Raw genomic sequence first — 25,337 nt, 5'->3', positions numbered from 1 at the left:
TTCCTTTCTAGTCAAATCTTATATTCTAAGTAAACCTTTGTTATACATCTCCTGTGCGGCAAGCATAACGCCTGCTTTGCCTGTTGGGTATGTGATACCGCCTTGCAGCCATGCGGCAAACGGCGGTCTTATAGGTGCGTCTGCTGAAAGCTCTATGGACGCACCCATTGTGAATGCTCCTGCCGCCATTATAACCTTGCTGTCATAACCCGGCATATCCCATGCCTCAGGGGTAACATAGCTGTCAACCGGTGAGCCTTTCTGTATTCCCTGACAGAAAGCCACGAGGTTTTCCTCGTTTTCAAGAAGTATAGATGCGATTATATCAGTTCTTGTTTCGCCGCTTTCAGGGAGAGTCTTATAGCCAAGCTTTTCAAAGAAACGGCAGGCGAAAACTGATGTTTTAAGAGCAGAAGCCACCACCTGCGGTGCCATGAAAAAGCCAAGGAGCATTTCTCTGTTCTGGTTAAGTGAACAGCCAACTTCCTTGCCCATGCCAACACAGGTGAGCCTGTCGGCACACTTTTCCACAAGGTCTGCTCTGCCGCAGATATATCCGCCTGTAGAAGCAATTCCACCGCCCGGATTTTTTATAAGCGAGCCTATTATGATATCTGCGCCAACGCTCAGCGGCTCTTTTCTTTCAACAAACTCACCGTAGCAGTTATCCACCATGACGATTATATCAGGATTAGCTTTCTTTGCTGTTTCTGCTATCTTTCCGATTATCTCAACTGTCAGTGACGGTCTGAGAGAATAGCCTCTTGAACGCTGGATATACGCTATCTTTGCGCCAACGGCTTTCTTTGCTATCTCGTCATAATCAGGACACAACTCGTCCACAAGGTCTACCTGCTCATACTTTACACCGAAATCAAGAAGTGAGCCGCTGCCCTTTTCGCCTCTGATACCGATTATCTCCTCAAGAGTATCATATGGCTTTCCTGTGCAGGCAAGCATTGTGTCTCCGCTTCTAAGCACGCCGAAAAGCGCGGTAGATAGTGCATGAGTGCCATTCACAAAAGTGTGTCTTACCAAAGCGTCTTCGCCGCCAAGCGCCTGAGCGAACACCTTGTCTATAGTATCTCTACCCATGTCGCCGTATCCGTAACCTGTTGTGCCTTTAAGACAGCCCTCGCTCACACGGTTGTCGATAAAAGCTTTCAGCACTTTCTGTCCGTTATACTCGGCGTTGCTGTCTATTTTGTCAAACATCTCCCTGCACTCATTCTCTGCCTGTGAAGCAAGAGATAAAAGCTTTGGGTCTATATCAAATATACATTCATTCATTTTCAATTCTCTCCAATACAAGATCTATTCCGCAGGCTTTAAAGCCTATCTCCTCATAATAACTCACTCTATGGGGTCTTGCAAATAATCTCACCTGAAAACCGTCCTGTGTGAGCTTTTCACCTATCCAATACAAAAGCTGTCTTGCATGGAACTTTCCACGCTCCTCGGGTATCGTTCCAACGTGTCCCACAAGTGCTACTCCATCTATGATATACTGTATGGTGGCAGTGGTGTAATCACCTAGCAGGAATGACTGTGAAAGTCCTCTCCTTACTCTGTGGGAAGTATCCGTGAGCCACAGCTCATAGGAATTTTTTATGGCAGGGAAACACGGTGCGAGTATCCTGAAAACATCATCGAGTTTTGGAAGCTCGTTCACGTCAAGGGGCGGAATATCGTTCTTTGCAACAAAGCTGAACTCCGTACGCTTGTCACCCTTATACTCTGCCTTAGTGAATTCTGCAAGCTTGTCTGAATACTCCGCCTCGAACTCCACGGCGGCAGGCTTATTCATAAGAATGAACCCTGCAAGCTCGCCCAATACCTTATCGTCGAATTTCTTATCCTTGAAAGTCGATATCATCATAGAGGCGTTGAATACTGATATGATACCAAGCTTTTCCCCGCTTTCCTCAACGGCATAGAAGTGCAGAAAATCATACCCTGTGCCGTATGCCGCAAAATGCGACTTTATACGCCTTGTATAATTGTTAGGTTTAAGACCGCTCAGAAGCTCTGAGCTGATCTCTTTGGTTTCATAGATCATTTGTTATAAGTCCTATCCAAGATCAATTTTGTAAGAACATAAGCGTTCTCAAAGTCCGCCTTATTTATCACGCAGCTTGGAGAATGAAGATATCTGCAAGGGAGCGACACTGCGGCTGTCTTTACGCCGCCGCGGGAAACGTGTATCGCACCTGCGTCATTTCCTCCTGCCACCATTGTTTTGGTCTGGCATGATATTCCGTTCTCTTCTGCAACAGAAAATGCAAGCTCATAAAGCTCACGGTCATACATTGTGTGTCTGTCCATATATGAAACAACAGGACCTTTTCCAAGCTCACATACCCTTTTCTCTCCAGAAGCCGATGGAATATCCGCCGCAGTTGTGGATTCAAGCACCACTGCATAATCAGGCGCAACAGTGAACGCCGCACAGGTCGAGCCACGCAGACCTATTTCCTCCTGCACCACGAAGGTGAAATATGTGTCATACTCCACGTCCTCTTCTATCATTCTGAGCATTATTGCACAGCCTGCTCTGTCGTCTATAGCCTTGCACTTCACGAAGCCCTCGCCGAACTCCACAAAATCGGAAACAAATCTCACGCTGTCACCAAGGCGCACAAGCTTTAAGGCTTCCTCACGGCTGTCAACACCTATATCTATGGTAAGCTTATCAAAAGGCACAGACTTTTTTCTCTCCTCGGCAGTGAGATTATGGATAGCCTTTCCGCCCACAACGCCAAGGACGTTATTCCTGCCGATTTTGACACGTCTGCCGAAAACAACTCTTGGGTCAACACCGCCAACTGATGAAACTTTCAGCGTGCCGTCAGAATTCACATAGGTGACTATCATGCCAACCTCGTCCATATGAGCAGACACCATTATCTTGTTTTTAGGCGTCTTTTTGCCCTTACAGAAAGCTATGACATTGCCAAGGTTATCCACCATTATTTCAGCTTTATCGCCTATTTTATCTATTATATATTCTCTTACCGCTCCCTCGTCGCCTGAAATGCCGTCAAGGAGGCAGAGGTCTTTCAGTTTATCCAACATAAATATCTACACTCTTTTCAGATATTCTGCAATAAGCAGAGCCGTATTATCAATATCCTCAATATCAACTATCTCAACAGGCGTGTGCATATGCTTTTCCGGAATGGATATGGTAACGGCTTTTGTTCCGCTTCCGCTCACACCGATAGCGTCAGCGTTCGTACCTGTTTTTCCGCTCATGACTTCAAGCTGATATGGTATGTCCTTTTCTTCTGCAAGGCTAATAAAGCTATCTGACATCTCTCGTGAAAGGGACGGAGCAATGCCTATCATCGCTCCCTTGCCCATTATGCCGCACTCTTCCTCACTCTCATAGTGGGTCTTAGCAAAGGAAACATCCACCACTATCGCATAGTCTGCACTGATGTCATATGCGGCTGTTTTTGCACCACGCTCGCCAACTTCTTCCTGAGTTGAAAAGCACACTGCGATATTATAAGCTGTCTGCTGACCATTGAGAAGCTCCAAAGTCTTTAGGATAGCCGCACAGCCTGACCTGTCGTCAATTGCTTTAGATGTCACACGGCTTCCTGCGAACTTTTCGGCTTTGTTTTCTATAAGCACTCTGTCACCAAGGGAAACATACTTTGCTGCATTTTCACGGCTCGTGAAACCTATATCTATGAAAACGCTGTCAAGGTCAGGTGCGACAGAGCTGTCTTTTTCAAGGTGAGGCGGAGTTGAAGTCACGATGCCTGTGAGCTTTTCTTTGCCGTAAACTGTCACCTGCTGAGCCAAAAGAAGCCTTGTATCAAGGCCGCCACAGCCTGATATTTTCAAAAAGCCGTCCTCTGTGATATATGTGACTATCATGCCTATCTCGTCTATATGGGCGTCAAGAAGCATAACAGGCTTGCCGTCCTCCCAGCTTCCGACCTTGCAGATAACACTGCCAAGAGCGTTATCCAAGGTGACTTCGCCGTATTTTTCAAGGAGCTTTGCCGCAGTTTTCGCCGCTGAGCCTTCCGCTCCTGATACACCTGCCGCAGAGCATAGCTGTGACAGTATCTCAAATGTATCCATAATACATATCCCTGCTTTTTATAAAATTAGAGTTCGTTCACAAGTCGCTTGAAATGTCTGCCTCTTGCCTCAAAGTTAGGATAGAGGTCAAAGCTTGCACAGGCTGGTGAAAGTGTGACAACATCGCCCTTTTCAGCCATTTTCTGTGCTGTAAGAACAGCTTCTTCAAGTGTCTTTACTCTTACTATCTTAAGACCGCTTTCAGGATAGAGCGGGCTTTCTGTAACAGCCTTTTCTATCTTATCGGCTGTTGCACCAAGAAGAATGAGTATTTTTACATTCTTGTTCACAGGCTCTGCAAGAGGCTCGAAAGGTATCTTCTTGTCATAGCCGCCTGCGATAACAATAAGCTTCTGATTAAATGAATTAAGTCCTGCGATGACTCTTGTAGGGCTTGTTGCGATAGAATCGTTATACCACTTAACACCGTCTATCTCTCTTACAAATTCAATTCTATGCTCAACGCCACCGAAGTTCTTTGCTACCTGAACTATGCTCTGGATAGATACCTCGCCCCATACTGCGGCGATAGCTGTGAGATAGTTCGCAACGTTGTGGATACCGGGTATCCTTATATCGTCCTTGTGTACTATCTCTGTAGTTCTGCCCTTTTCCGTGTAGCAAAGCATACCGTCGTCATTAAGATATGCGCCTGTCTGAACAGGGTGCTTAAGGGAGAAAGTAACGAGTTTTCCTCTTACCATATCTGCAAGCTTTATTGTTTCCTCGTTATCTTCGTTGAGGACAGTTCTTGAATAGCCGTTCTGATGAGCGATAAGGTTGGCCTTTGCACCGATATACTCCTCCATTGTTCCATGAACGTTCAGGTGGTTTGGAGTGATGTTTGTGATTGCGGCAACGTTTGGCGACTGTCTCATTGAGATAAGCTGGAAGCTTGAAAGCTCAACTACTGCAACGTCACTGTCGGACATTGTTTCAACTATAGGCAGAAGAGCCTTGCCGATATTTCCACCGATATGGACACGCTTGCCCTCGGCTTTGAGCATTTCGCTGATAAGTGTGGTAGTAGTAGTCTTTCCGTCTGAACCTGTTACGCCGTATATCTTGCATGGGCAGAGGTCAAAGAAAGTTTCCATTTCTGATGTAATGGCAACACCTGCTTTTCTTGCCTTTGTGATAGTTTCATCATTATAGTACATACCGGGTGTTCTGAAAACTATATCGCAATTGAAGATGATATCAAGATAATGCTCGCCCAATGAGAACTCACAGCCCTTTGCGGAAAGCTCCTCATAGATAAGCTCATCAAATTCGTCCTCTGTCTTTTTGTCGCAGACAACGCATCTTATGCCCTTCGAGAGAAAAAGCTTTATAAGCTCCAGATGGCTTACGCCCGTTCCTATGAACGCTACTCTCTTATCCTTTATTTCCATGAAATATCTTTGTGCTTTTGTCATGTCATTAACTCCTTTAATAATTCTGTCAGTTGTGTGCAATATACTGCACACATACCTATTCTATTTTATTATATATCATTTTATCCAAAAACGCAAGGACTTTTTTATATATGCAAAAAAAGTTTACCTGTCGTGCGGTTAGGAAACGTTTACTTGATTTTTGTGTCTAAATGTGCCGCAGTAACAGTGTGTTTTTTGTGAAAAGTGAGAAAAATTTATTATTTGCGAAAAAACTATTGTAAAATCGGGATTTATAAAGTATAATATATGTATATTGGTATGTTTCGTACTGACCTGAGGTCAGACAACAATTAGTATTGGAGGATATGATAATAATGGGTAATGCTGACAATGTATTGTTCGACAATGACTCAAGAGTTGCACCGCTTGGTCTTATCGCTATGGCAGGCGCTTCCGAGCTTGGCAAGAAGGTAGACGGTTATCTTACAAAATGGGCTAACGAAAACGAATTTGTTAAGGATACTTTCCTTGTTGAGGCTGTTTGTCCAAGATTTTCTTCCGGCGACGGCAAGGGTCTTATCAAGTCATCTATCAGAGGCGACGATCTTTTCATTCTCTGCGACGTAGGAAACTATAGCTGCACATACAACTATTTCGGCAGGGAAAACAGTATGTCGCCTGACGATCATTATCAGGATCTTAAAAGAATAATTCAGGCTGCAGGCGGTAAGGCTCACAGAATAAACATCATCATGCCTTCCCTTTACGGCGGCAGACAGCACAGAAGAAACTACAGAGAATCTCTTGACTGTGCAGTTGCTCTTCAGGAGCTTCAGTCTATGGGCGTTTCAAATATCCTTACTTTTGACGCTCACGACCCAAGAGTACAGAATGCTGTTCCGCTCATGGGTCTTGACAACATAATCCCTTCCTATCAGGTTCTCAAGGCAATGTTTAAAAACCTTTCAGATTTCAGACCTGACAAGGATCACTTCATGATAATATCCCCTGACGAGGGCGCTATCAACAGAAATATGTACTATGCTTCCGTTCTGGGCGTAAACCTTGGTATGTTCTATAAGAGAAGAGATTATTCAACTATCATCGACGGCAGAAACCCTATCGTTGCTCACGAGTATATGGGTAATGACGTTGCCGGCAAGGACGTTTTCATCGCTGACGACATCATCTCATCAGGCGAGTCTATGCTGGATATCGCTGTAGAGCTTAAAAAGCGTAAAGCTAACAAGATCTACTGCTATGCTACTTATCCAATTTTCACTAACGGTCTTGAAGCATTCAACAAGGCTTATGCTGACGGCATCATCGACGGTGTATTCGGCACAAACCTCACATACAGAACTCCTGAGCTGCTTTCAAGCCCATGGTTCTATGAGGTAGACTGCTCTAAGTACATTGCTTACTTCATTGCATCGCTCAATCATGACAAGTCAATTTCACAGGTCATCGACCCACACACAAAGATCGAAGCTCTGCTGAAAAAATACGGAATAAAGTAAATTCAATACACAACGATAAAGTTCGGGGCGGACGGCTGTCCCGAACTTTTTTTATATGAGGAGAAGATAAAATGATATTTGCAGGGATAGTTGCAGGAGGCTGCGGTTCCAGAGTAAAAAGTGCGGTTATACCAAAGCAGTTTATAGAGATAGGCGGAGTGCCTGTTATCGTCAGAACAGTGAGAGCGTTTCTTGCGGTAGACAGCATAGACATGGTTTATGTGGGCATAAAACCTGACTGGCACGAATACACTAACGAGCTTTTTGAACGCTTCGGGATAGACAAAGAGCGTATAAGAGTCATAGACGGCGGAGCTGACAGAAACGGCACTGTAATGAACATAGCTGAGGCAATAGTCGCTGAACATGGTGAGAATGAGGGGGACATAATACTCACCCATGACGCTGTAAGACCATTTGTGACGGAGAAGATAATAAAGGACAATATCGAGGCGATGAGGGAACATTCAGCCTGCGGAACTTATATGCCTGCGGTTGATACCATAATAAGATCTGACGGCGAAAAGGTCAGGGAAACGCTTAACAGAAGCGAGCTTTATCAGGCGCAAACTCCGCAAACTTTCAAACTTTCGGAGCTGAGGAAGAATTATTATTCGCTTAGCGAGGAGCAAAACAAAAAGCTGACGGATACTTGTTCTGTTTTTACATCTTGCAATGAGGATATATACCTTGTTGTCGGGGACGCAATGAATTTCAAGATAACCACAGACAGCGATCTGAGAATGGCGAATGCACTGGCAGAGTCAAGTGAAAAGTGAGAAATAGATCAAGGCGGTGTTGGAGAACGATCTCTGCACCGCTTTTTTTCTACCCTACCATGCTTTGTGCGGTTTTCAGCATAAATAAGATCACGCCCAAAACGAATATTCTCACAAAGCTTGTCAATAATAACAAACGAAAAGTTTAGCAAAGCTTATCTGTTGTTCAAAAAGACAATAGCCACGCCTGTAGGCAGTACACCTTTTGTGCATACCTATGAAATATGTTAGATGTGCCTAACTAAGATTGACATGCGGCTTCGCGCGTGGTAAAATAAATGTGGTTAGTAGTTACTAACCTAGTGAGAATAGATCATGCAGACTTCTCTATGATGACAAGAGCGAAATGTCATCAGCCCGAATGGTGGTGCGTTCGGGTAGTCTGCATAATATTAAAAAGGAGCTTATATTATGAACTATCTTGAGATCGTAAAAGTAATCGGACGTGAAATTCTGGATTCCAGAGGAAACCCAACTGTTGAAGCTGAGGTATATCTCGCAGACGGAACAGTGGGCAGAGGCACTGCACCAAGCGGTGCGTCAACAGGCGAGTTTGAAGCCCTTGAGCTTCGTGACGGCGATAAGGGCAGATATGGCGGAAAGGGCGTTACAAAAGCAGTTGAGAACATCAACACTGCTATCAATGACGCAGTCTGCGGACTTGACGCTTCTGACATCTATGCCGTTGATAAGGCTATGATAAAGGCTGACGGCACTAAGGATAAGTCAAAGCTTGGTGCAAATGCTATCCTCGCTGTTTCTATCGCTGCTGCAAGAGCGGCTTCTATCTCTCTTGATATTCCTCTCTACAGATTTCTCGGCGGCATTTCAGGAAACAGACTTCCTGTTCCTATGATGAACATTCTTAACGGTGGCGCTCATGCTGCAAACACTGTTGACGTTCAGGAATTTATGATAATGCCTGTTGGCGCTCCAAGCTTTAAGGAAGCACTCCGCTGGTGCGCTGAGGTTTTCCACGCTCTGGCTGCCCTGCTTAAATCAAAGGGACTTGCTACTTCTGTAGGCGACGAGGGTGGCTTCGCTCCTGACCTTGCAAGCGACGAGGAGGCTATCCAGTATATACTCGAAGCTGTTAAGAACGCAGGTTATGAGCCGGGTAAGGACTTCATGATAGCAATGGACGCTGCTTCAAGCGAGTGGAAAGGCTCAAAGAAGGGCGAGTACGTTCTTCCAAAGGCCGGCACAAAGTTCACTTCTGCTGAGCTTATCGAACACTGGAAGAAACTTGTTGAAAAGTACCCTATCATCTCTATCGAGGACGCTCTCGACGAAGAAGATTGGGAGGGCTGGCAGCTTCTCACTAAGGAACTTGGCAGCAAGGTGCAGCTCGTTGGCGACGACCTGTTCGTAACAAATACAGAAAGACTTGCAAAGGGCATCAGCCTTGGCTGCGGCAACTCTATCCTTATCAAGCTCAATCAGATAGGCTCAGTTTCTGAAACACTTGAGGCTATCAAAATGGCTCATAAGGCAGGCTACACTGCGATTTCTTCACACCGTTCAGGTGAAACAGCAGACACAACTATCGCTGACCTTGCAGTTGCTCTTAACACCTGCCAGATAAAAACAGGCGCACCAAGCAGAAGTGAGCGTGTCGCAAAATACAATCAGCTTCTCAGAATTGAGGAAGAACTTGGCGAAAGCGCAGTTTATCCACAAATGGGCGCATTTAACGTAGTCAGATAGTTTTTTGTCATATAAGGATCAAGCGAAAGCTCAGAAAAAGCAGTCCACAGGGGCTGCTTTTTTTGTTGGATAAATGCAGTGTAGGGGCAATCTGAGGTCGCCCGCTTATCATCATCTGTAAGTAGCATCAGACATAAAAAAAATCACGCCCTAACAAAGTAAGGCGTGATCTTGACTAAGGATATTTCCCTAGTGGTGAGCTATCGGGGATTCGAACCCCGGACCCTTTGATTAAAAGTCAAATGCTCTGCCAACTGAGCTAATAACTCATATCGTCCTGCAACGACTTAATTATTATACCAATTTTCCGCCCATTTGTCAAGGGGTTTTCGAGATTTTTTTCACTTTTTCTAAACTGCACATATTTATTCCCCATTTGGCATACTTTTATGCGTTTTCTAACAAAAAAACGCCCCTGAAAATCAAGGGCGTTTTATCTGCAAAACTTTAAGATCAGTTTATCTTGTTGCCGCAGTTAGGGCAGAACTGATTTCCAGCCGGAACTTTACCTCCGCAAGTAGGGCAGAACTTTTCACCCTGTGGTGCGGCCTGAGCCTGTGGCTGTGCGTATGTCTGCTGAGCGTTCTGCTGTGGAACAGAGCCTGCATACTTCTTGAAGAGTGCATAAATGCCGCAGATAACAAGAAGAACAAATGCTATCCAGAACAGCACATACATGAATGTGTAGAAACCGCCTGCGAGCTTGCTCATGCCTGAAAGATAGCTACCGCCTGCATATGTAACTGCAAGACCCAGAACAACACCTGCACCGATAGTTACCGGCTTGAGGTACTTGTCAGCAATTTTGAAAAAATCGTTCATTAGTGAATGCCTCCTAATTTAATAATATATATTTATTATACAATCGTTATGTCATAAAGTCAATAGATTCGAGTAAAATTTTTCACTTGTTTACGTTTCTATTTGTTTGCTGTAATGACAGAAATAAGCATAAAATCGCTATTTTCTTTACCCTCTGTGTCAATAACTATCTCAACAGTATGTTCTCCCTTTGCTCCGCTGTATATCTCCTCAAGACAGCAAAGGTCTCCCCAATCCTCGTCAAAGTTTGCGTCAAGAAGAACCTTGTTCTGCCTGTCACCGTCTATGACAGCATATGCAACAGGCGCAGGCTTGTTGATAGTCTTTCTGTACTGCACCATTATAATACCGCCGCTCACGTTGAATTTAATACAACTTCCCTGCTTGTGAGCTATCCAGCCGCCTTTGAATGGGTCACTCCACTGCTCTGCCGCATGAGTATCAGGCTCAAAGCCCTCCATAACAGGCGAACAGCTATAGTTCTGAAAACGCTGTGCGTCCTCATATCTGCTTGCTGTAAATGGCTCAGGAAGTGCAGGCTTCTTCTCTGCACCGAGCTTTTTATAGTATGAATATTCTGTATCAAGCAGATTGCAGATAAGGTCAGCTATCATCTTGTGACCTAAGTCTGTAGGGTGGAGCATATCCGCTGTGTAGTCTGCAAGACAAACGTTGCCAAGCTGTATCTCAGGGAAAATGTAATTTCTTACGCTGACGATAGGCAGGTCATAGTGCAGACCGATAGCGTTATGTATACCCTGTGCATTTGTGCCTGTATCGTAAAAAAGATTGTTTATAAGCACAACCGCCTTGACGCTCTCAGCTTTCAGCAGACGTCTTACAAGGCTCTCGTATGTTTCCATAAATAGGGGCGAACTGCTGTCGTTTACCGAAAACTCAACGAAAACAAGGTCCGGCTGTTTGTCAAGGACGTGTTCCTGCACTCTTGCCACCCCAAACTGCGAGGTAGTTGCACCAATACCAGCATTGAAGTAGCTTATCTCAGCGTCAGGAAAATTCGTCCGCCACCATTTTGCACTGCGGTCAACATATCTTAACTCAGTTTTTGTAGCATTACAGCCCATTGTTATCGAGCCGCCCAAATAAACAATGTTAAGCTTTTTTTCATTCTCTATCTTTTTGAATACCTGTGGAAGATAACCCATACTGCCGATATTCATGATAGATACGTTTTTGTCCGTCATATCCATTTCTCCTTTTATTTCTATAATGGTCTATTATAGTATTATAGCATTTTTCAAAACAAAAGTAAATCATAACAGGCAAAAATATTTTGCTTTAAGCTACAAAAAGCGGTAATGTTTTTTGTTAAAATCGTGCAATGTAGATGTTGACGAAAAGTAATGATATGTTGTATAATAAAGAATAAATATACAATATGAAGAAAGAAGTGTTCATAATGCACGATTTTAAGGCACTCTGCCGTCAGGCGCACACATTAGTAATATTCAAGAGCTTACATGAAGTTCCTGTCTTTGAAAAGCTACTTGAAACACTTGCTGTATGCGAATCTGACAGCGACATGGCTATAGAAAAATATTCAGATTTTGTGGCTGAGCTTTTTGCATATTCGGATAATCTTACAGAATATATGCTCAAGCTGGTTCTTGAAAATGAAAACCTTTTTATGCTTAAAAAGGGAGAAGGCAAAGAGACAGGTGCGCTTTTGGAGGAATGTCTTGCAAACGAGCTTGCTGTTATCGAGGAGCTTTCACAGATACCAAGTGACGAGATAATCTCAAAGATAGACTATGACGGCTTTCTGCCGAGATATGCTACACAAAAGCTTGACTTCTCGCAGATATATGCCGACCGTATACACGCTATCGGACAGTACGGATACGGCATTTACTCACAGTATCATGTATTTGTCATAAAAGACGGAAAGATAGTTCCGGTGGAGTATCCTGACGATATAAAGCTTTCCGACCTGCACAATTACGAACGTGAGCGTCAGGAGGTCATCAACAACACTCTTGCGCTTTTGAAAGGCAAGCCTGCCAACAACGTTCTGCTTTATGGTGACTGCGGTACAGGCAAGTCCTCAACTGTCAAGGCCATAGCAAACGAATATGCCTGCAAGGGTCTTAGGCTTATCGAGCTTAAAAAGAAACAGCTCCATGAGATACCAGCCATTGTAGAAACGGTAAGCAAAAATCCATTGAAGTTCATCATCTTCATAGACGACCTTTCATTCACAGAGGACGATGATGATTTTGCGGCACTGAAAGCTATCCTCGAGGGCAGCGTTTCATCAACTGCGGACAATCTCTGCATTTATGCTACCTCAAACAGAAGACATCTTGTACACGAAACGTTCTCCTCACGAGAGGGTGACGAGATACACTTCAAAGACACCATGCAGGAGCTTCTTTCACTGTCAGACCGTTTCGGACTTACTGTCACATATCAGAAGCCTGACAAGAAGATTTACCTTGACGTAGTTGAGAAGCTTGCAAAGCAATACGAGCTTAAAACACCTATCGACGAGGTGCTTCAAAAAGCTGAGGCTTATGCGCTTTCGAGAGCAGGACGTTCACCGAGAGTTGCAAAGCAGTTCGTGGAATACATGAAGGGCATGGAAGACTAATAAATATATTATGACGATATTCAGGAGGTATTATCATGACAAAGCAGCCACAGTGGCTTGACAACGCAGTTTTCTACGAGATCTATCCGCAATCGTTCAATGACACAAACTCAGATGGTATCGGTGACATCAAGGGTATTACAGAAAAGCTTGACTATATCTGCGAGCTGGGGTGTAACGCTATTTGGATAAACCCATGCTTCAAATCACCTTTTGGCGACGCAGGCTATGACGTTGAGGACTATTACACAGTCGCTCCACGTTATGGCACTAACGAGGACTTGGTGGAGCTTTTTAATGAAGCTCATAAGCGTGGTATGCACGTCCTCCTCGACCTTGTACCTGGTCACACTGCCGTTACTCACAAGTGGTTTAAGGAATCAATGAAAGCCGAGAGGAACGAGTTCACAGACCGCTATGTGTGGACAGACAGCATATGGGTAGAGCCTGACGGCATGGCTAGTATCCGTGGTATCTCCGACAGGGACGGCTCATGTGCCGTGAATTTCTTCTCACATCAGCCTGCACTTAACTACGGCTATTATAAGCCTGATCCTGATAAAAAGTGGCAGCAGTCTATGAATGACGAGGGTCCGAGAGCCACACTTGAGGCACTCAAGGATATAATGCGCTTTTGGCTCAGTGCCGGTGCAGACGGATTCAGAGTAGATATGGCAGGCTCTCTTGTAAAGAATGACGAGAACGGCAAAGGCACTATCGCACTTTGGCAAAACGTAAGAGAATTTCTTGATAAGGAGTTCCCATATGCCGCTATGGTATCAGAGTGGGGAGAACCTGACAAGTCAATAATTGGTGGCTTCCATATGGACTTTCTGCTGCACTTTGGTCCGTCACATTATAATGACCTTTTCCGCTGTGAAGAGCCTTATTTCTCAAAGCGTGGCAAGGGTACGGCTAAAGAATTTGTTGAAGCATACAAAACCAATTATGCCAAGACAGACGGCAAGGGTCTTATCTGTATCCCGTCAGGCAACCATGATATGGACAGACTTGCAAGAACCCTTGATACAGACGAAATGCGTGTTGCATTTGCTTTCCTGCTCACAATGCCGGGCGCACCGTTTATTTACTATGGTGACGAAATAGGCATGAGATATGTGGAGAATCTGACATCAGTTGAGGGTGGCTATGGCAGAACCGGCTCACGTTCGCCTATGCAGTGGAACAAGGGGCTTAATGCAGGCTTCTCATCAGCTAAGGCTGAAATGCTCTATGTACCGCTGGACAGCAGTAAGGACAGACCTGACGCTGAAAGCCAATCCAAGGACAGCACATCACTTAGAAGCGAAGTCAAAGGGCTTATAAGCTTCAGGCAGAAAAATCCTGCACTGCAAAGCAGGGGCGAGATAGAGTTTTTGTCAAGCGGATATCCTCTGGTATACAGACGTAAGGGCGAAGGACAGAGCATACTGGCGGTCATAAATCCAAAAGACGAAACGACAGAGATCAAAAACGTCAATGGCAAGATAATTTATACAGTAGGTCATGGCGCAAGCCTTGAAAACGGAAAGCTCATTATTAAAGGCTCGGCCGCTGTATTTGTTGAAGAATAAAATAACATAAAAGAGGTCAGGGACACATTCCTTGACCTCTTTTGTTATGCCGTATAAAAGTTTATCCGCCGTTGTCAGAGCATACTCCGAAACTCCGTTGGAGTTTTTCCAAAGTGCATTTTAAACCGCTTCATAAAACCATATTCATTAGTATAACCGCACCTCTCAGCCACTTCCCTTACGCTGAGATTTGTCGTTGCAAGAAGCTGACTGGCTCTTTCCATTCGTGCGCTTATAACGTCTGTCATGACGCTCACTCCAAACATTTTCTTATACATATGCTGAAAGCTTGATCTGCTTATACCCATATCCCATGCCATGCTGCCTACGTCTGCGATGTCCTCAGGCATTGCGTATATGTACGCTCTAAGCTGCATAAAGCGGCTGTTCCTGTCAGTAATGATACAGGACTTCTTGTCTGTACACTTTAGCTGTCTTGCAAGCTTTAACAAAAAGATCTCCATATAGCACCGTGTTACTTCCTCATGCCCCTCTTTCATGAGCTGATACTCATATGCTACCGAACGTATTATCTGACTAAGCTCATCAATATTTCCAAGATACACCAGTGCATCTTTTGGAACATCAAGCCTTTCAAATTTTTCCTTATCGCCCTGCTCATAATTGAAATACAGCCAATCATCGGTATAAAACTCTTCTGCGGCATGGTATTTCACAGGGGTATCCGGTGAAAGCAGGATAAAAGAATTTTTCTCTGCCCTTTGCTCGATACCATTTATAACGAACACCGACGGTTCTTTTATGAGCAATATAAGGGGACAGCCCACCCCGTGAGGGCAATCCATAATAAAATCTTTTCTATGGCGATAATTATAGCCGACCGCACCCACAAGCATTCTGATCCCTCCCTGCTTTTATCAACTTTATTTTACCACACCGCCGCATTCTTGTCAACGAAAAAAGAGCAGACGCTTTGTTCTGCTCTTCTTTCACATAATTCTATAATAGTATTACAATTATCCCCAATAGGTTCTCCAAACATTGAAATAACCCCAAGGAATTTTAAATGAATAGGCTATCTTGCTGCTGTTTGTTTTGTAGCTTCTGTTGCACCAGAAGTAAACATTATAGTCATTAGCAATACCATTAAGGTGAGTTTTGCCATATACTGCACCAAAAACAGCCTGCTTTACTCTTCTGGAAACGTTTGAATAATTTGCTCCGTCCCTTGAGAGCTGTGAAGATGACATAAATCCACCGCTTCTATAAATAATATCCTGAATATTGTTATATCTTGCATAGTAGGATCTCCACATTGCATTCCTTGTGTACTTTGCGGCAACATACTGGTTTGCAACACAATCTGCAACATAAACGATTGGCTTATCCCACTCTGAGCCTGACATCTTGCCGACCTCATGATAAACTATACGGCACATTGCTTCCCAGCCTGCCTTGTTGAAGTCCATTCTTGCTGTCTTTATTGTCTGTGTCTTTGAGTAAGCAGAAGCGGCAGAGCCATTTACAGCCTTTACTCTGAACTGATAGGAAGTCGTTCTCTGAAGACCTGTAACAGTGCAGTTCGTATTCTTGACTGTCTTGTATTTCTTCCAGCTCTTATATTTGCCGCCCTTGATGTACAGCTCGTAGCCTGAAGCACCGCTTACCTTGCTCCAATGCACCTTGATAGTGTTTGTCTGCTTGTTATACGGATGAGTGAAGTCACTTCCATAGTTGATCTGAGCGGTCATCTTAGGAGTCGAAAGCTTTGCCGCAGCGGCATCGGCACTAAATCCCTCTGTCATTACCAAAAATGTCATAAGTGCTGCAATGAACATAACTATCACTTTCAGTGACTTATTCTTTGCTGAAATAAAACTTGCTGAATGATCCATTAATAATACGGCTTTACAACGCATACACGCTGTATTGCCAATTCACACCCTTTCTTTTAATTAGCGGCGGTCATGTCTGTGCCGCTATTTAATTTTATTACGGTCGATTAAAATTATGTATCAATCTGTAACGATAACGGTTAAGAAAGTTACAAACTGATTACAAATTACTACACTATTGTAACACGTCCAATTGCATTTGTCAAGCTTTTTTATAGTTTTTTTGATTTTTGTTTATAATTTGAAGCAAAGAATATAAAAATTGTACTAATATTTCAGCACATTGAATATTAATTTACTGTATCAGCAAGAGTTCACGCACAATTATCACAAAGAAAATATGTGCAGAATATGAACAAAATCAATGGATCAACCACAGAGATCCTGCTGTTTTGAAAAAAATCTGTGGGGAAAGAGGCAAAATAATGAAAAAATATTTACCTGAGGGCAAGATCTTCAACAGCCCTGAAAACCGATATTATCTTCAAAGCGAACGAACAATGGCTGAGGCAATGGCTCAGGGGTTGATACTTGAGGGTCATGCTGTGCTTTGCGACAGCGAACACAACATTATAGTAGAGCTTCCCTTTGGCAAAGGAATAATCCCAAGATCAGAGGGAGCAATCGGAATACAAGAAGGCAAAACAAAGGACATAGCGTTACTTTCCAGGGTAAACAAAACGGTATGCTTCAAGGTGACTGATATTGTTCACGAAAAGGGCGAGGTCATATGCAGGCTGTCAAGGCGTCTTGCACAAGAAGAGTGCATTGAGCGATATATAAGCACTCTCACATCAGGGGACGTTATACCGGCAAAGGTAACACACCTTGAGCCTTTCGGGTGCTTTGTTGACATAGGCTGCGGTCTTCCGTCACTTATACCAATAGACGCCATATCCGTCTCACGCATCACCCACCCCAACGACAGATTTTTCAACGGTCAGGACATATATGCTGTGGTAAAAAGCTGTGACGAGGACAGGATATGCCTTTCTCACAAAGAACTTTTAGGCACATGGGAAGAAAATGCAGCATTGTTCTCAACAGGAGAAACCGTAGGCGGGATAGTACGCTCCATTGAATCATACGGTATTTTTATAGAGCTTGCTCCTAATCTTGCAGGGCTTGCAGAACCAAGAGAAAATGTGCGTGTGGGGCAGGCGGCAAGCGTTTACATAAAGGCTCTTATCCCCGAAAAAATGAAAGTAAAGCTCATTATCGTAGACGTATTTGAAAACAGCGTTTTTCCCTCAAAGATAAACTATTTCATCACAAGCGGCAGGCTCACAAAATGGGTCTATTCCACCAATGAATGTTACAAAAATATATGCTCTGAATTTGTGTGATAATCGTACATATTTTTGTACTTGTAATTTATTTGTACTATAATTTGTACTTGTTTTCACAGCAAAGCAAGAAATAAAAAAGGCATTGGCTTCCAATTGAAGCCAATGCCTTTTGACTTGTTAGAATCATTAAGAGGAATACCCTTTTTTCAACAGGTCAACTATTCTCATAATATTTCTCCCTATATTTTTTCAGAGAGTTTCAAGAAGCTCTGCGATCTTTTCTTTTTGAGCAAGCCCGTCAGAAAAAGCGGTCGCACCGCCGGCGGCTGTGCCAAGTTTAAGAGCATATTCATAATCGCCCTGTAATATACCGGCGGTAAAGCCTGCCACCATTGAATCGCCTGCACCAACGGAATTTTTCACCTTACCATTACATACTCCGCAGCGATGTATTTCACCGTTTTCGTCAATAAGCATTGCGCCGTCCCCTGCCATTGAGATAAGCACGTTCACAGCGCCCATTTTTTTTAGCTTACGTGCGTATTTTTCTATCTCCTCATCATTAGTGAGTGTCACTCCGAACATCTCGCCAAGCTCGTGGTTGTTAGGCTTGATAAGGAAAGGTTTATATTTAAGCACGTTGAGAAGCAGATCTTTTGTTGCGTCCACAACTGTTCTGATGTTCTTGTGTGCGAGCCTTTCCAGTATCTTCTCATAGATATTTGACGGCAGTGAGGCAGGTATGCTTCCTGCAAGGATAAGCGTGTCGCAGTCCTGAAGCTTATCAAGCTTTGCAAAAAGCTTATTCACAGCCTCGTCATCTATATCAGGTCCCTGACCATTCAGCTCCGTTTCCTCAGCGGATTTTATTTTCACATTTATACGGGAATTACCGTTTTTGAGATGAACAAAATCTGTATCAATTCCCATTTCCGCCAGTCCGTTCTCGATAGCTTCACCTGTGAAGCCTGCAGTGAAGCCAAGTGCCTTTGACTGAATGTCCAGCTCTCTAAGAACTACAGACACATTTATGCCCTTGCCGCCGAAATACATCTCTTCCCTATCTGAGCGGTTGGTAGACCCAAGCTTCATTTCCCCTGTATGGACAACATAGTCGATAGCAGGATTGAATGTTACAGTATATACCATTTCACATTACCTCCTTGATATATGCTTTTGTGAGATATTTCTTGTCCTGAAGCTTGTGGGTGATCGTCACTTACCTTCCGCTAATTTATCGTCGTCGCTTCTTAAAATGCAGAGTGCGACAACAAGTCCTGTCAAAGCAACAAACACCGCTTTAGTTTCAAGCAATTCTGTGACAAATGCACCCACTGCCGCTCCGCCGATAAAGCAAAGGATTATGCCGTAATACTGCATTGCATTGCTAAGCTTTTGCTTATCCTTAGTTTTCAAATACTGAAACAGATTATCCGTTCCGCTTCTAAGATTGCCAGTACACATCGTGGTAGCGAAAGGCTTTCCGTCCATTTTCCTAAAACCCTCCACCTGCATTGCACAGGTAAAAGAAACCAGGATATTCGCCAATGTGTTAAGCGTACCGGCAGGGATAAATCCCACAATAGTCAGCACCACAAGCTCCACTCCGATTATGATCCTATGCCAATGTATCCTCGGGTGTTCATTGAATTTCAGCTTCACAGCTTCCACTATCAGCACGCCAAGCATAAAGGACAGTATAGGCATGAGATAAAGAAAGACCTTCAGCCAGCTTCCCTCTTTGATATTGATAGCCAACAACACCATGTTACCTGTCTGTGCATTTGCAAAAACATGGTCACGGCTGATGTAGGTATAAGCGTCAAGATAGCCGCCCACTATTGCGAGCATTACTCCAACGCCGTAAAATTCAGCTATATGTCTGCCGTTCTTCATTGCGCAGCCCCCAGTGGCTCAAGCTCATTAAGATCATATGGCGTTTTCTGATAAATGCAGTAGTTGAGCCAGTTTGAATAAAGCAGATTAGCCGAACAGCTCCAATTGAAAATAGGCTTGTTTTTCGGATCATCGTCAGGAAAATAGCTATATGGTACCTGTATAGGCAACCCCTTTTCCTTATCTCTGAAATACTCTTTTGCAAGGGTCTCACGATCATATTCCCAGTGACCGAACAGGAAAAACTGTCTTTGCGTCTTATCTGAAACAAGATGCACTCCCGCCTCGTTTGACACTGCCACCACTATAAGGTCGTCCACCTTTTCAATATCTGCACGACGCACCTCAGTATGACGTGAGTGCGGACAATGGAAAACATCTCCAAAGCCTTTAAGAATAATGCTTTCGGGATAGTCGATATGGTGCTTGAAATTGCCAAACATCTTCTCTTTCAAAGGATATTTTGGAACGCCGTAATGATAATAAAGTCCGGCCTGAGCGCCCCAACATATATGGATAGTAGAGAAAACATTGGTCTTTGACCATTCAAAAACTCTGCAAAGCTCGTCCCAGTAATCAACGTCTTCATACTCCATTTGCTCAACAGGCGCACCGGTGATTATAAGACCGTCATATCGATTATCGCACACCTCGTCAAAATTCTTGTAGAAAGCAAGCATATGCTCGATAGATGTGTTCTTTGACATATGACTGCTCATCTGAATAAGGTCGATGTCAACATGAAGAGGTGTGTTGCTCAAAAGACGCAGAAGCTGCGTTTCTGTCGCAATTTTGTCAGGCATGAGATTGACAATAGCGATCTTCAAGGCACGAATGTCCTGATGAGCGGCCCTGTCATCGGGAATAACGAATATATTCTCCTTTTCCAACGTTTGGAACGCAGGAAGGTCATTTGGTATTTTAATTGGCAAAGTATATCCCACCTTTTAATTATACTCTAAAAGATTATTATAACACGATCTCTGTTAAAAATCAACCAAAAGAGAGATTTATTCATATATTATTGAGAAAAAGGGAGCGACCTAAGCCGCTCCCTTTGTGTATCAACAGTATTTGATCCGTACAATTATTCGTAAAGTGGATATTTCTTGCAGATAGCGTTTACCTTTTCTCTGATCTCGTCAGCCTTATTGTCAAAGTCTGTTGCTGTGAGATACATACACTCAGCAATAACGTCCATGTCCTCCTCAACAAGTCCCCTTGTGGTAACTGCCGCTGTACCAACTCTTACACCGCTGGTTACAAATGGCTTCTCAGGGTCGTTAGGGATAGCATTTTTGTTTACAGTGATGTAAACCTCGTCAAGCTTCTTCTCAAACTCTTTGCCTGTGATGTGGAATGGTCTGAGGTCAACAAGCATAAGGTGATTGTCTGTACCGCCTGATACGAGATTGAATCCTCTGTCAAGAAGTCCCTTTGCAAGAGCCTGTGCATTCTTTACGATCTGCTCGCCGTATGCCTTGAACTCAGGCTTGAGAGCCTCACCAAAGCAAACTGCCTTTGCAGCGATAACGTGCATAAGAGGGCCGCCCTGTGTGCCCGGGAAAATAGCAGAATTTATCTTCTTTGCTATATACTCGTTGTTTGTGAGGATAAGTCCTCCTCTTGGGCCTCTCAGAGTCTTATGTGTTGTTGTTGTAACAACGTCAGCATATGGTACCGGTGACTGGTGGCAGCCTGCGGCAACAAGTCCTGCAATATGCGCCATATCTACCATAAGATATGCACCAACAGCCTTTGCTATCTCAGAAAGCTTCTCAAAATTGATAGCTCTTGGATAAGCGCTTGCACCTGCAACAATAAGTCTTGGTCTGCACTTGTTAGCCTGCTTGTAAAGAGCCTCGTAGTCGATATAACCCTCGTCATTTACGCCGTAAGGAACAAAATTGAAATACTTACCTGAAAGATTTACAGGTGAGCCGTGTGTAAGGTGTCCGCCAGCGTCAAGGCTCATACCCATAACAGTGTCGCCCGGCTTAAGAAGAGCAAAATAAACAGCAGTGTTAGCCTGAGCGCCGGAATGTGGCTGAACGTTAGCATACTTAGCACCGAAAAGCTTGCAGGCTCTTTCAACAGCTATATCCTCCACAACGTCAACGCACTGACAGCCGCCATAATACCTCTTGCCAGAATATCCCTCAGCATACTTATTAGTAAGCACAGAACCCATTGCAGCCATAACGGCAGGTGAAACGATATTTTCGCTTGCGATAAGCTCAAGATTTCTTCTCTGTCTTGCCAGCTCGGCTTCCATTGCTTCGCCGACTTCTTTATCGACATTTTCAACAAAGCCGATAGTATCCATTATTTTCATCGAAATTACTCCCATCATAAAATTTTACGGACATTCCGTTCTCTTTTATTATAACGTATTTTTCTTTTGATGTCAACGAAAATTTTTTTTGATTGAGGAATGAGGAGTGAGGAATGAGGAGTGAGGAATTAAGGTATCGCCTGCGGCGATTAATTTTTGTGGAGAATAGGTTTTACTGCCGCAAAATTGCTTCGCTCTTTTCGTTTTTTCCATTTCTCACTTTTTTATCTTATCCCAATAGGCTTTCGCCATTTGCTCCGTCTTATTCTCACCATACTGATAATAAGTCCTCCCCACAAGCTTATCAGGCAGATACTGCTGTTTTACCCAATGGTTCGGATAGTCATGGGGATAAAGATAGTGCTGTCCTTTAATCATAGCACCCTCGCCGTCAAAATGCTTGTTCTGCAAATGCCGTGGATAATCTCCGAAATCACCGTTTCTAACATCTGCCAAAGCTGCGTCTATTGCTGATTCAGCAGAATTTGATTTTGGTGCAGTGGCAAGAAGAACCACAGCTTCCGCCAATGGTATCCTTGCTTCAGGCAGTCCCAGCTGCAGTGCGGAATCAACGCAGGATTTCGTCACCACCGCCGCCATTGGATACGCAAGTCCAATATCCTCGCTTGCGATAACAAGCAGCCGTCTGCACAGAGAAATAATATCCCCAGCTTCCATAAGCCGTGCGGCATAATGAAGTGCGGCGTTCTCGTCAGAACCTCTTATGGACTTCTGCAAAGCCGACAGAATATCATAATGCTCGTCCCCTGCACGGTCATAGCGCATATTGCTGCGCTGAGTAAGAAGCTTCACATTATCAAGATTCACGGTGAGCTTTTCACCGTCATTATCTGCCGAAAGTATGCAAAGCTCAACTGTATTTATTGACTTTCTCACATCACCGCCGCAGCCCCTTGCAATATGCTCCAACACACCATTTTCAAGACGCAGGTTCAGCCCCAACTCATCAGCCATAAGCTGAAAAGCACGCTTTATTGCAGGCAAGATCTCCTCCGAAGTCAACGGCTTGAACTCAAACACAGTTGAACGGCTGATTATAGCATTGTACACATAAAAATACGGATTTTCAGTGGTAGAAGCGATAAGAGTTATCTTGCCGTTTTCAATGTATTCAAGAAGCGATTGCTGTTGTTTTTTGTTAAGATACTGTATCTCGTCAAGATAAAGCAAAATACCATTAATTCCGCTGAGTGTCTCAGTTTCAGCAACTATCTGTTTGATGTCCGCAATAGAAGCACTTGTGCCGTTAAGCTTATGCATAGTCATATTAGCATTATTTGCTATCATTCTTGCGACCGTGGTCTTGCCAACACCTGACGGACCATAAAAAATCATATTCGGTATTTTACCGCTTTCGATAATACGCCTGAGAGGTTTATTTTCGCCTAACAGGTGGGTCTGTCCCACAATATCATCAAGGGTCTTTGGTCTAATTCGTTCAGCCAATGGCACGCTCATTTTATGATCTCCTTAAAAAGCAATTAGTCTAAAATGTTCTGAATATCCTCTAAATGAAGCTGATAAGCCATGCTGTTTATCTTTTTAAGCAGGTAGGTTTTTGCAACAAGAACAGCTTCCTGATATTTGGTGTTTTCCATACCAAGGCAAATGCGATAAATAATAAATTGATTAGAGGAGATTTTCATTATCATGTGATTATTGCCCTCGAAAGTACCACGGCAAATGGAGTTGGAGTTGACGAAGTTCCAAAGGTCGGAGTAAGTGAGAGCAGTGACTTCATCAGTAATAAACTGTTGGATAAGTTCATTCATATGGATACCCCCTATAGTGTATTTTCTTTAGTATAGCACATATTTCCGCATAATTCAAGGGAAAATGCGGTCAAAGTGGGGAGTGTCGCCCATTAGCTTCATGACCTCGTATCGTAAACAACAAAATGCAGACGTCCCGATATCGAAGTGTCGAATTTTTTTGATTGTGACAAATTTATGAAAGCGACCGAAACGAGCGAACAATGCTCGTCCCTACCACAAATTGTGCGTTTTCTCAAAGTTTGTGCAATAAATTACAAGATGTAACGTCCAAAAAGCGGGCTGTCGAGGGCGCCAGCCCCTACATGGTTTGTTAAACAAATAATGTGCGGATAATGCAGATATGCAACAAAAAAAGAGGCAGAATACTCCGCCTCTCATTTATCTGTACAAAGATTTGTACTATTTTTTCTTTCTGGCCGAACTTACCGCACGAGTTATCTCAGGCTCTGCTTCGCCACGAACACATTCAGCTGTTATCTTTATGCCAACTATCTCATCATCAGACGGCGCTTCAAACATGAGCTTTGTGAGTATCTTCTCAACTATCGCTCTAAGTCCTCTTGCTCCTGTCTTTTCTTCAATAGTCCTCTTGGCTATCTCACGCTTTGCGTCCTCTGTGATCTCAAAATCGATGTTGTCAAGCTTGAAAAGCTTCGTGTATTGCTTGATAAGCGAGTTCTTTGGCTCTGTCAAGATCCTGCAAAGTGCGTCCTCGTCAAGCTCGTCAAGAACCGTGATAACAGGAAGTCTGCCCACAAGCTCCGGTACGATGCCGAACTTAACAAGATCGTGTGGCACTACCCTCTTCATCACATTGTTATCGTCCTCTTTGCTCTTGACCTTTCCGCCAAAACCAAGTGATGATGATTCTGTACGCTTCTTGATAACACTGTCAAGTCCCTCAAAAGCTCCGCCACAGATAAACAGAATGTTTTTGGTGTCTATCTGTATGAACTCTTGATGTGGGTGCTTTCTGCCACCCTGTGGAGGCACATTGGACACACAGCCCTCTACTATCTTAAGAAGTGCCTGCTGTACGCCCTCACCGCTTACATCTCTTGTGATAGAAACGTTCTCCGATTTTCTTGATATCTTATCTATCTCGTCGATATAAATAATACCGTTCTGAGCCGCCTCAACATTATAATCTGCCGCCTGAATAAGCCTTGTAAGCACGTTTTCAACATCATCGCCTACATAGCCTGCCTCTGTGAGCGTGGTAGCGTCAGCAATAGCAAAAGGCACGTTCAGAAGCCTTGCCAAAGTCTGAGCAAGCAAAGTCTTTCCTGTTCCTGTTGGTCCAAGAAGCAAAACGTTGCTTTTCTGTATCTCTACGTCATCATCGTCACCCAGTGACAAAATTCTCTTATAGTGATTATACACCGCAACAGAAAGCGCTATCTTTGCGTCCTCCTGACCGATAACATACTCGTCAAGAACTGCCTTTATCTCCGCAGGCTTCTTTAGGGTTATGCCGCTGTCAGCTGCATTTTTACCTTTGCCACGCTGCTTCGTTGTAGGAAGTCCCTCCTGCTCAGCCAGAACATTATAGCAATAAAGTACACACTCGTCACAAATGTGGCTCGTGCCTGCTGAAAAAAGTGTTCTAACCTTGTCCTCAGGCTTGCCGCAGAACGAGCATTTTCTTATTGTATCATTAGCCATTTATTTCACC

General features: G+C 43.8%; 22 protein-coding genes and 1 tRNA gene. 6 read left to right on the top strand and 17 right to left on the bottom strand.

The features are described 5' to 3' along the window. Nucleotides 1-18 precede the first annotated feature (18 nt). The 5 genes from DW015_RS07445 to murD are packed head-to-tail and all read right to left on the bottom strand — an operon-like array spanning nt 19 to nt 5,516. A complete protein-coding gene (locus DW015_RS07445; RefSeq protein WP_117905190.1) occupies nt 19-1,290 on the bottom strand; it encodes a methionine gamma-lyase family protein in 1,272 nt (423 codons plus the stop codon). Beyond that, nucleotides 1,283-2,059 (bottom strand): hypothetical protein, encoded by a 777-nt coding sequence (locus tag DW015_RS07440; RefSeq protein WP_117905189.1) that lies wholly within the window; start codon nt 2,057-2,059, stop codon nt 1,283-1,285. Before DW015_RS07440 ends, DW015_RS07445 begins: the two co-directional genes overlap by 8 nt. Beyond that, nucleotides 2,056-3,075, bottom strand: coding sequence for a M42 family peptidase (locus tag DW015_RS07435; RefSeq protein WP_117905188.1), 1,020 nt, complete (start codon nt 3,073-3,075; stop codon nt 2,056-2,058). The genes DW015_RS07440 and DW015_RS07435 overlap by 4 nt, the downstream gene beginning before the upstream one ends. Nucleotides 3,076-3,081: 6 nt before the next feature. Further along, nucleotides 3,082-4,098, bottom strand: a complete 1,017-nt coding sequence (locus DW015_RS07430) for a M28 family peptidase (RefSeq protein WP_117905187.1) — start codon at nt 4,096-4,098, stop codon at nt 3,082-3,084. 26 nt (nt 4,099-4,124) lie between these two features. After that, on the bottom strand, nt 4,125-5,516 hold the full coding sequence (gene murD / locus DW015_RS07425; RefSeq protein WP_117856371.1) for a UDP-N-acetylmuramoyl-L-alanine--D-glutamate ligase: 1,392 nt from the start codon (nt 5,514-5,516) through the stop codon (nt 4,125-4,127). A 335-nt stretch (nt 5,517-5,851) separates the two neighbouring features. On the opposite strand from murD, the gene DW015_RS07420 reads away from it, so the two are divergent. The 3 genes from DW015_RS07420 (at nt 5,852) to eno (ending at nt 9,483) form a co-directional block, all read left to right on the top strand. Then, nucleotides 5,852-6,997, top strand: a complete 1,146-nt coding sequence (locus DW015_RS07420; RefSeq protein ID WP_046439785.1) for a ribose-phosphate pyrophosphokinase — start codon at nt 5,852-5,854, stop codon at nt 6,995-6,997. 71 nt (nt 6,998-7,068) lie between these two features. After that, the gene (locus tag DW015_RS07415) at nt 7,069-7,776 is read left to right on the top strand and encodes a 2-C-methyl-D-erythritol 4-phosphate cytidylyltransferase (RefSeq protein ID WP_117905186.1); all 708 of its coding nucleotides are present in this window, start codon (nt 7,069-7,071) and stop codon (nt 7,774-7,776) included. A 411-nt stretch (nt 7,777-8,187) separates the two neighbouring features. Then, nucleotides 8,188-9,483: a phosphopyruvate hydratase gene (gene eno / locus DW015_RS07410; protein WP_117905185.1), complete on the top strand. Its 1,296-nt coding sequence runs from the start codon at nt 8,188-8,190 to the stop codon at nt 9,481-9,483. A gap of 193 nt (nt 9,484-9,676) precedes the next feature. Here eno and DW015_RS07405 read toward each other — a convergent pair. From DW015_RS07405 to DW015_RS07395, 3 genes are all read right to left on the bottom strand, one after another. Beyond that, nucleotides 9,677-9,752 (bottom strand) — tRNA-Lys (locus DW015_RS07405). Between the two features lie 184 nt (nt 9,753-9,936). Continuing rightward, complete coding sequence (locus DW015_RS07400) at nt 9,937-10,305, bottom strand: zinc ribbon domain-containing protein (RefSeq protein WP_117905184.1); 369 nt, start codon at nt 10,303-10,305, stop codon at nt 9,937-9,939. 98 nt (nt 10,306-10,403) lie between these two features. After that, nucleotides 10,404-11,510, bottom strand: coding sequence for an SGNH/GDSL hydrolase family protein (locus tag DW015_RS07395; RefSeq protein ID WP_181979874.1), 1,107 nt, complete (start codon nt 11,508-11,510; stop codon nt 10,404-10,406). 194 nt (nt 11,511-11,704) lie between these two features. Here DW015_RS07395 and DW015_RS07390 point away from each other — a divergent pair, with 194 nt between their 5' ends. Beyond that, the gene (locus tag DW015_RS07390; RefSeq protein WP_022286720.1) at nt 11,705-12,916 is read left to right on the top strand and encodes an ATP-binding protein; all 1,212 of its coding nucleotides are present in this window, start codon (nt 11,705-11,707) and stop codon (nt 12,914-12,916) included. Between the two features lie 35 nt (nt 12,917-12,951). Then, entirely contained in the window at nt 12,952-14,490 is a 1,539-nt protein-coding gene (locus DW015_RS07385; RefSeq protein WP_046439794.1) for an alpha-amylase family glycosyl hydrolase, read from the top strand. A gap of 74 nt (nt 14,491-14,564) precedes the next feature. On the opposite strand, the gene DW015_RS07380 is transcribed toward DW015_RS07385, so the two are convergent. Together DW015_RS07380 and DW015_RS07375 are read right to left on the bottom strand one after the other, a co-directional pair. Further along, nucleotides 14,565-15,347, bottom strand: a complete 783-nt coding sequence (locus DW015_RS07380; protein ID WP_117905182.1) for an AraC family transcriptional regulator — start codon at nt 15,345-15,347, stop codon at nt 14,565-14,567. Between the two features lie 120 nt (nt 15,348-15,467). Next, entirely contained in the window at nt 15,468-16,346 is an 879-nt protein-coding gene (locus DW015_RS07375; RefSeq protein WP_242993241.1) for a fibronectin type III domain-containing protein, read from the bottom strand. 425 nt (nt 16,347-16,771) lie between these two features. Here DW015_RS07375 and DW015_RS07370 point away from each other — a divergent pair, with 425 nt between their 5' ends. Further along, on the top strand, nt 16,772-17,692 hold the full coding sequence (locus DW015_RS07370) for a S1 RNA-binding domain-containing protein (protein WP_117905181.1): 921 nt from the start codon (nt 16,772-16,774) through the stop codon (nt 17,690-17,692). A gap of 192 nt (nt 17,693-17,884) precedes the next feature. Here the strand turns inward: DW015_RS07370 and pfkB are convergent, their stop codons facing one another. The 7 genes from pfkB to clpX form a co-directional block, all read right to left on the bottom strand. Beyond that, nucleotides 17,885-18,784, bottom strand: coding sequence for a 1-phosphofructokinase (gene pfkB / locus DW015_RS07365; RefSeq protein WP_117905180.1), 900 nt, complete (start codon nt 18,782-18,784; stop codon nt 17,885-17,887). Nucleotides 18,785-18,850: 66 nt separating this feature from the next. Then, complete coding sequence (locus tag DW015_RS07360; protein ID WP_117891738.1) at nt 18,851-19,531, bottom strand: YoaK family protein; 681 nt, start codon at nt 19,529-19,531, stop codon at nt 18,851-18,853. Beyond that, nucleotides 19,528-20,463, bottom strand: coding sequence for a homoserine O-succinyltransferase (metA, locus tag DW015_RS07355; RefSeq protein WP_117905179.1), 936 nt, complete (start codon nt 20,461-20,463; stop codon nt 19,528-19,530). Before metA ends, DW015_RS07360 begins: the two co-directional genes overlap by 4 nt. Nucleotides 20,464-20,618: 155 nt before the next feature. Continuing rightward, the gene (gene glyA, locus DW015_RS07350) at nt 20,619-21,866 is read right to left on the bottom strand and encodes a serine hydroxymethyltransferase (protein ID WP_117905178.1); all 1,248 of its coding nucleotides are present in this window, start codon (nt 21,864-21,866) and stop codon (nt 20,619-20,621) included. Nucleotides 21,867-22,082: 216 nt separating this feature from the next. Continuing rightward, a complete protein-coding gene (locus DW015_RS07345; protein WP_181979873.1) occupies nt 22,083-23,345 on the bottom strand; it encodes a replication-associated recombination protein A in 1,263 nt (420 codons plus the stop codon). Nucleotides 23,346-23,368: 23 nt separating this feature from the next. Next, nucleotides 23,369-23,659, bottom strand: a complete 291-nt coding sequence (locus DW015_RS07340) for a hypothetical protein (protein WP_117856359.1) — start codon at nt 23,657-23,659, stop codon at nt 23,369-23,371. Between the two features lie 402 nt (nt 23,660-24,061). Continuing rightward, complete coding sequence (gene clpX / locus DW015_RS07335) at nt 24,062-25,327, bottom strand: ATP-dependent Clp protease ATP-binding subunit ClpX (protein ID WP_117905177.1); 1,266 nt, start codon at nt 25,325-25,327, stop codon at nt 24,062-24,064. Nucleotides 25,328-25,337 lie beyond the last annotated feature (10 nt).

The sequence above is a fragment of the Ruminococcus sp. AF37-20 genome (assembly GCF_003460465.1).
In the GTDB taxonomy this organism is placed as follows: Bacteria; Bacillota; Clostridia; order Oscillospirales; family Ruminococcaceae; genus Hominimerdicola; species Hominimerdicola aceti.
Note: the sequence above shows the minus strand (reverse complement) of the source record. Positions and strands in the feature narration are given on the sequence as shown.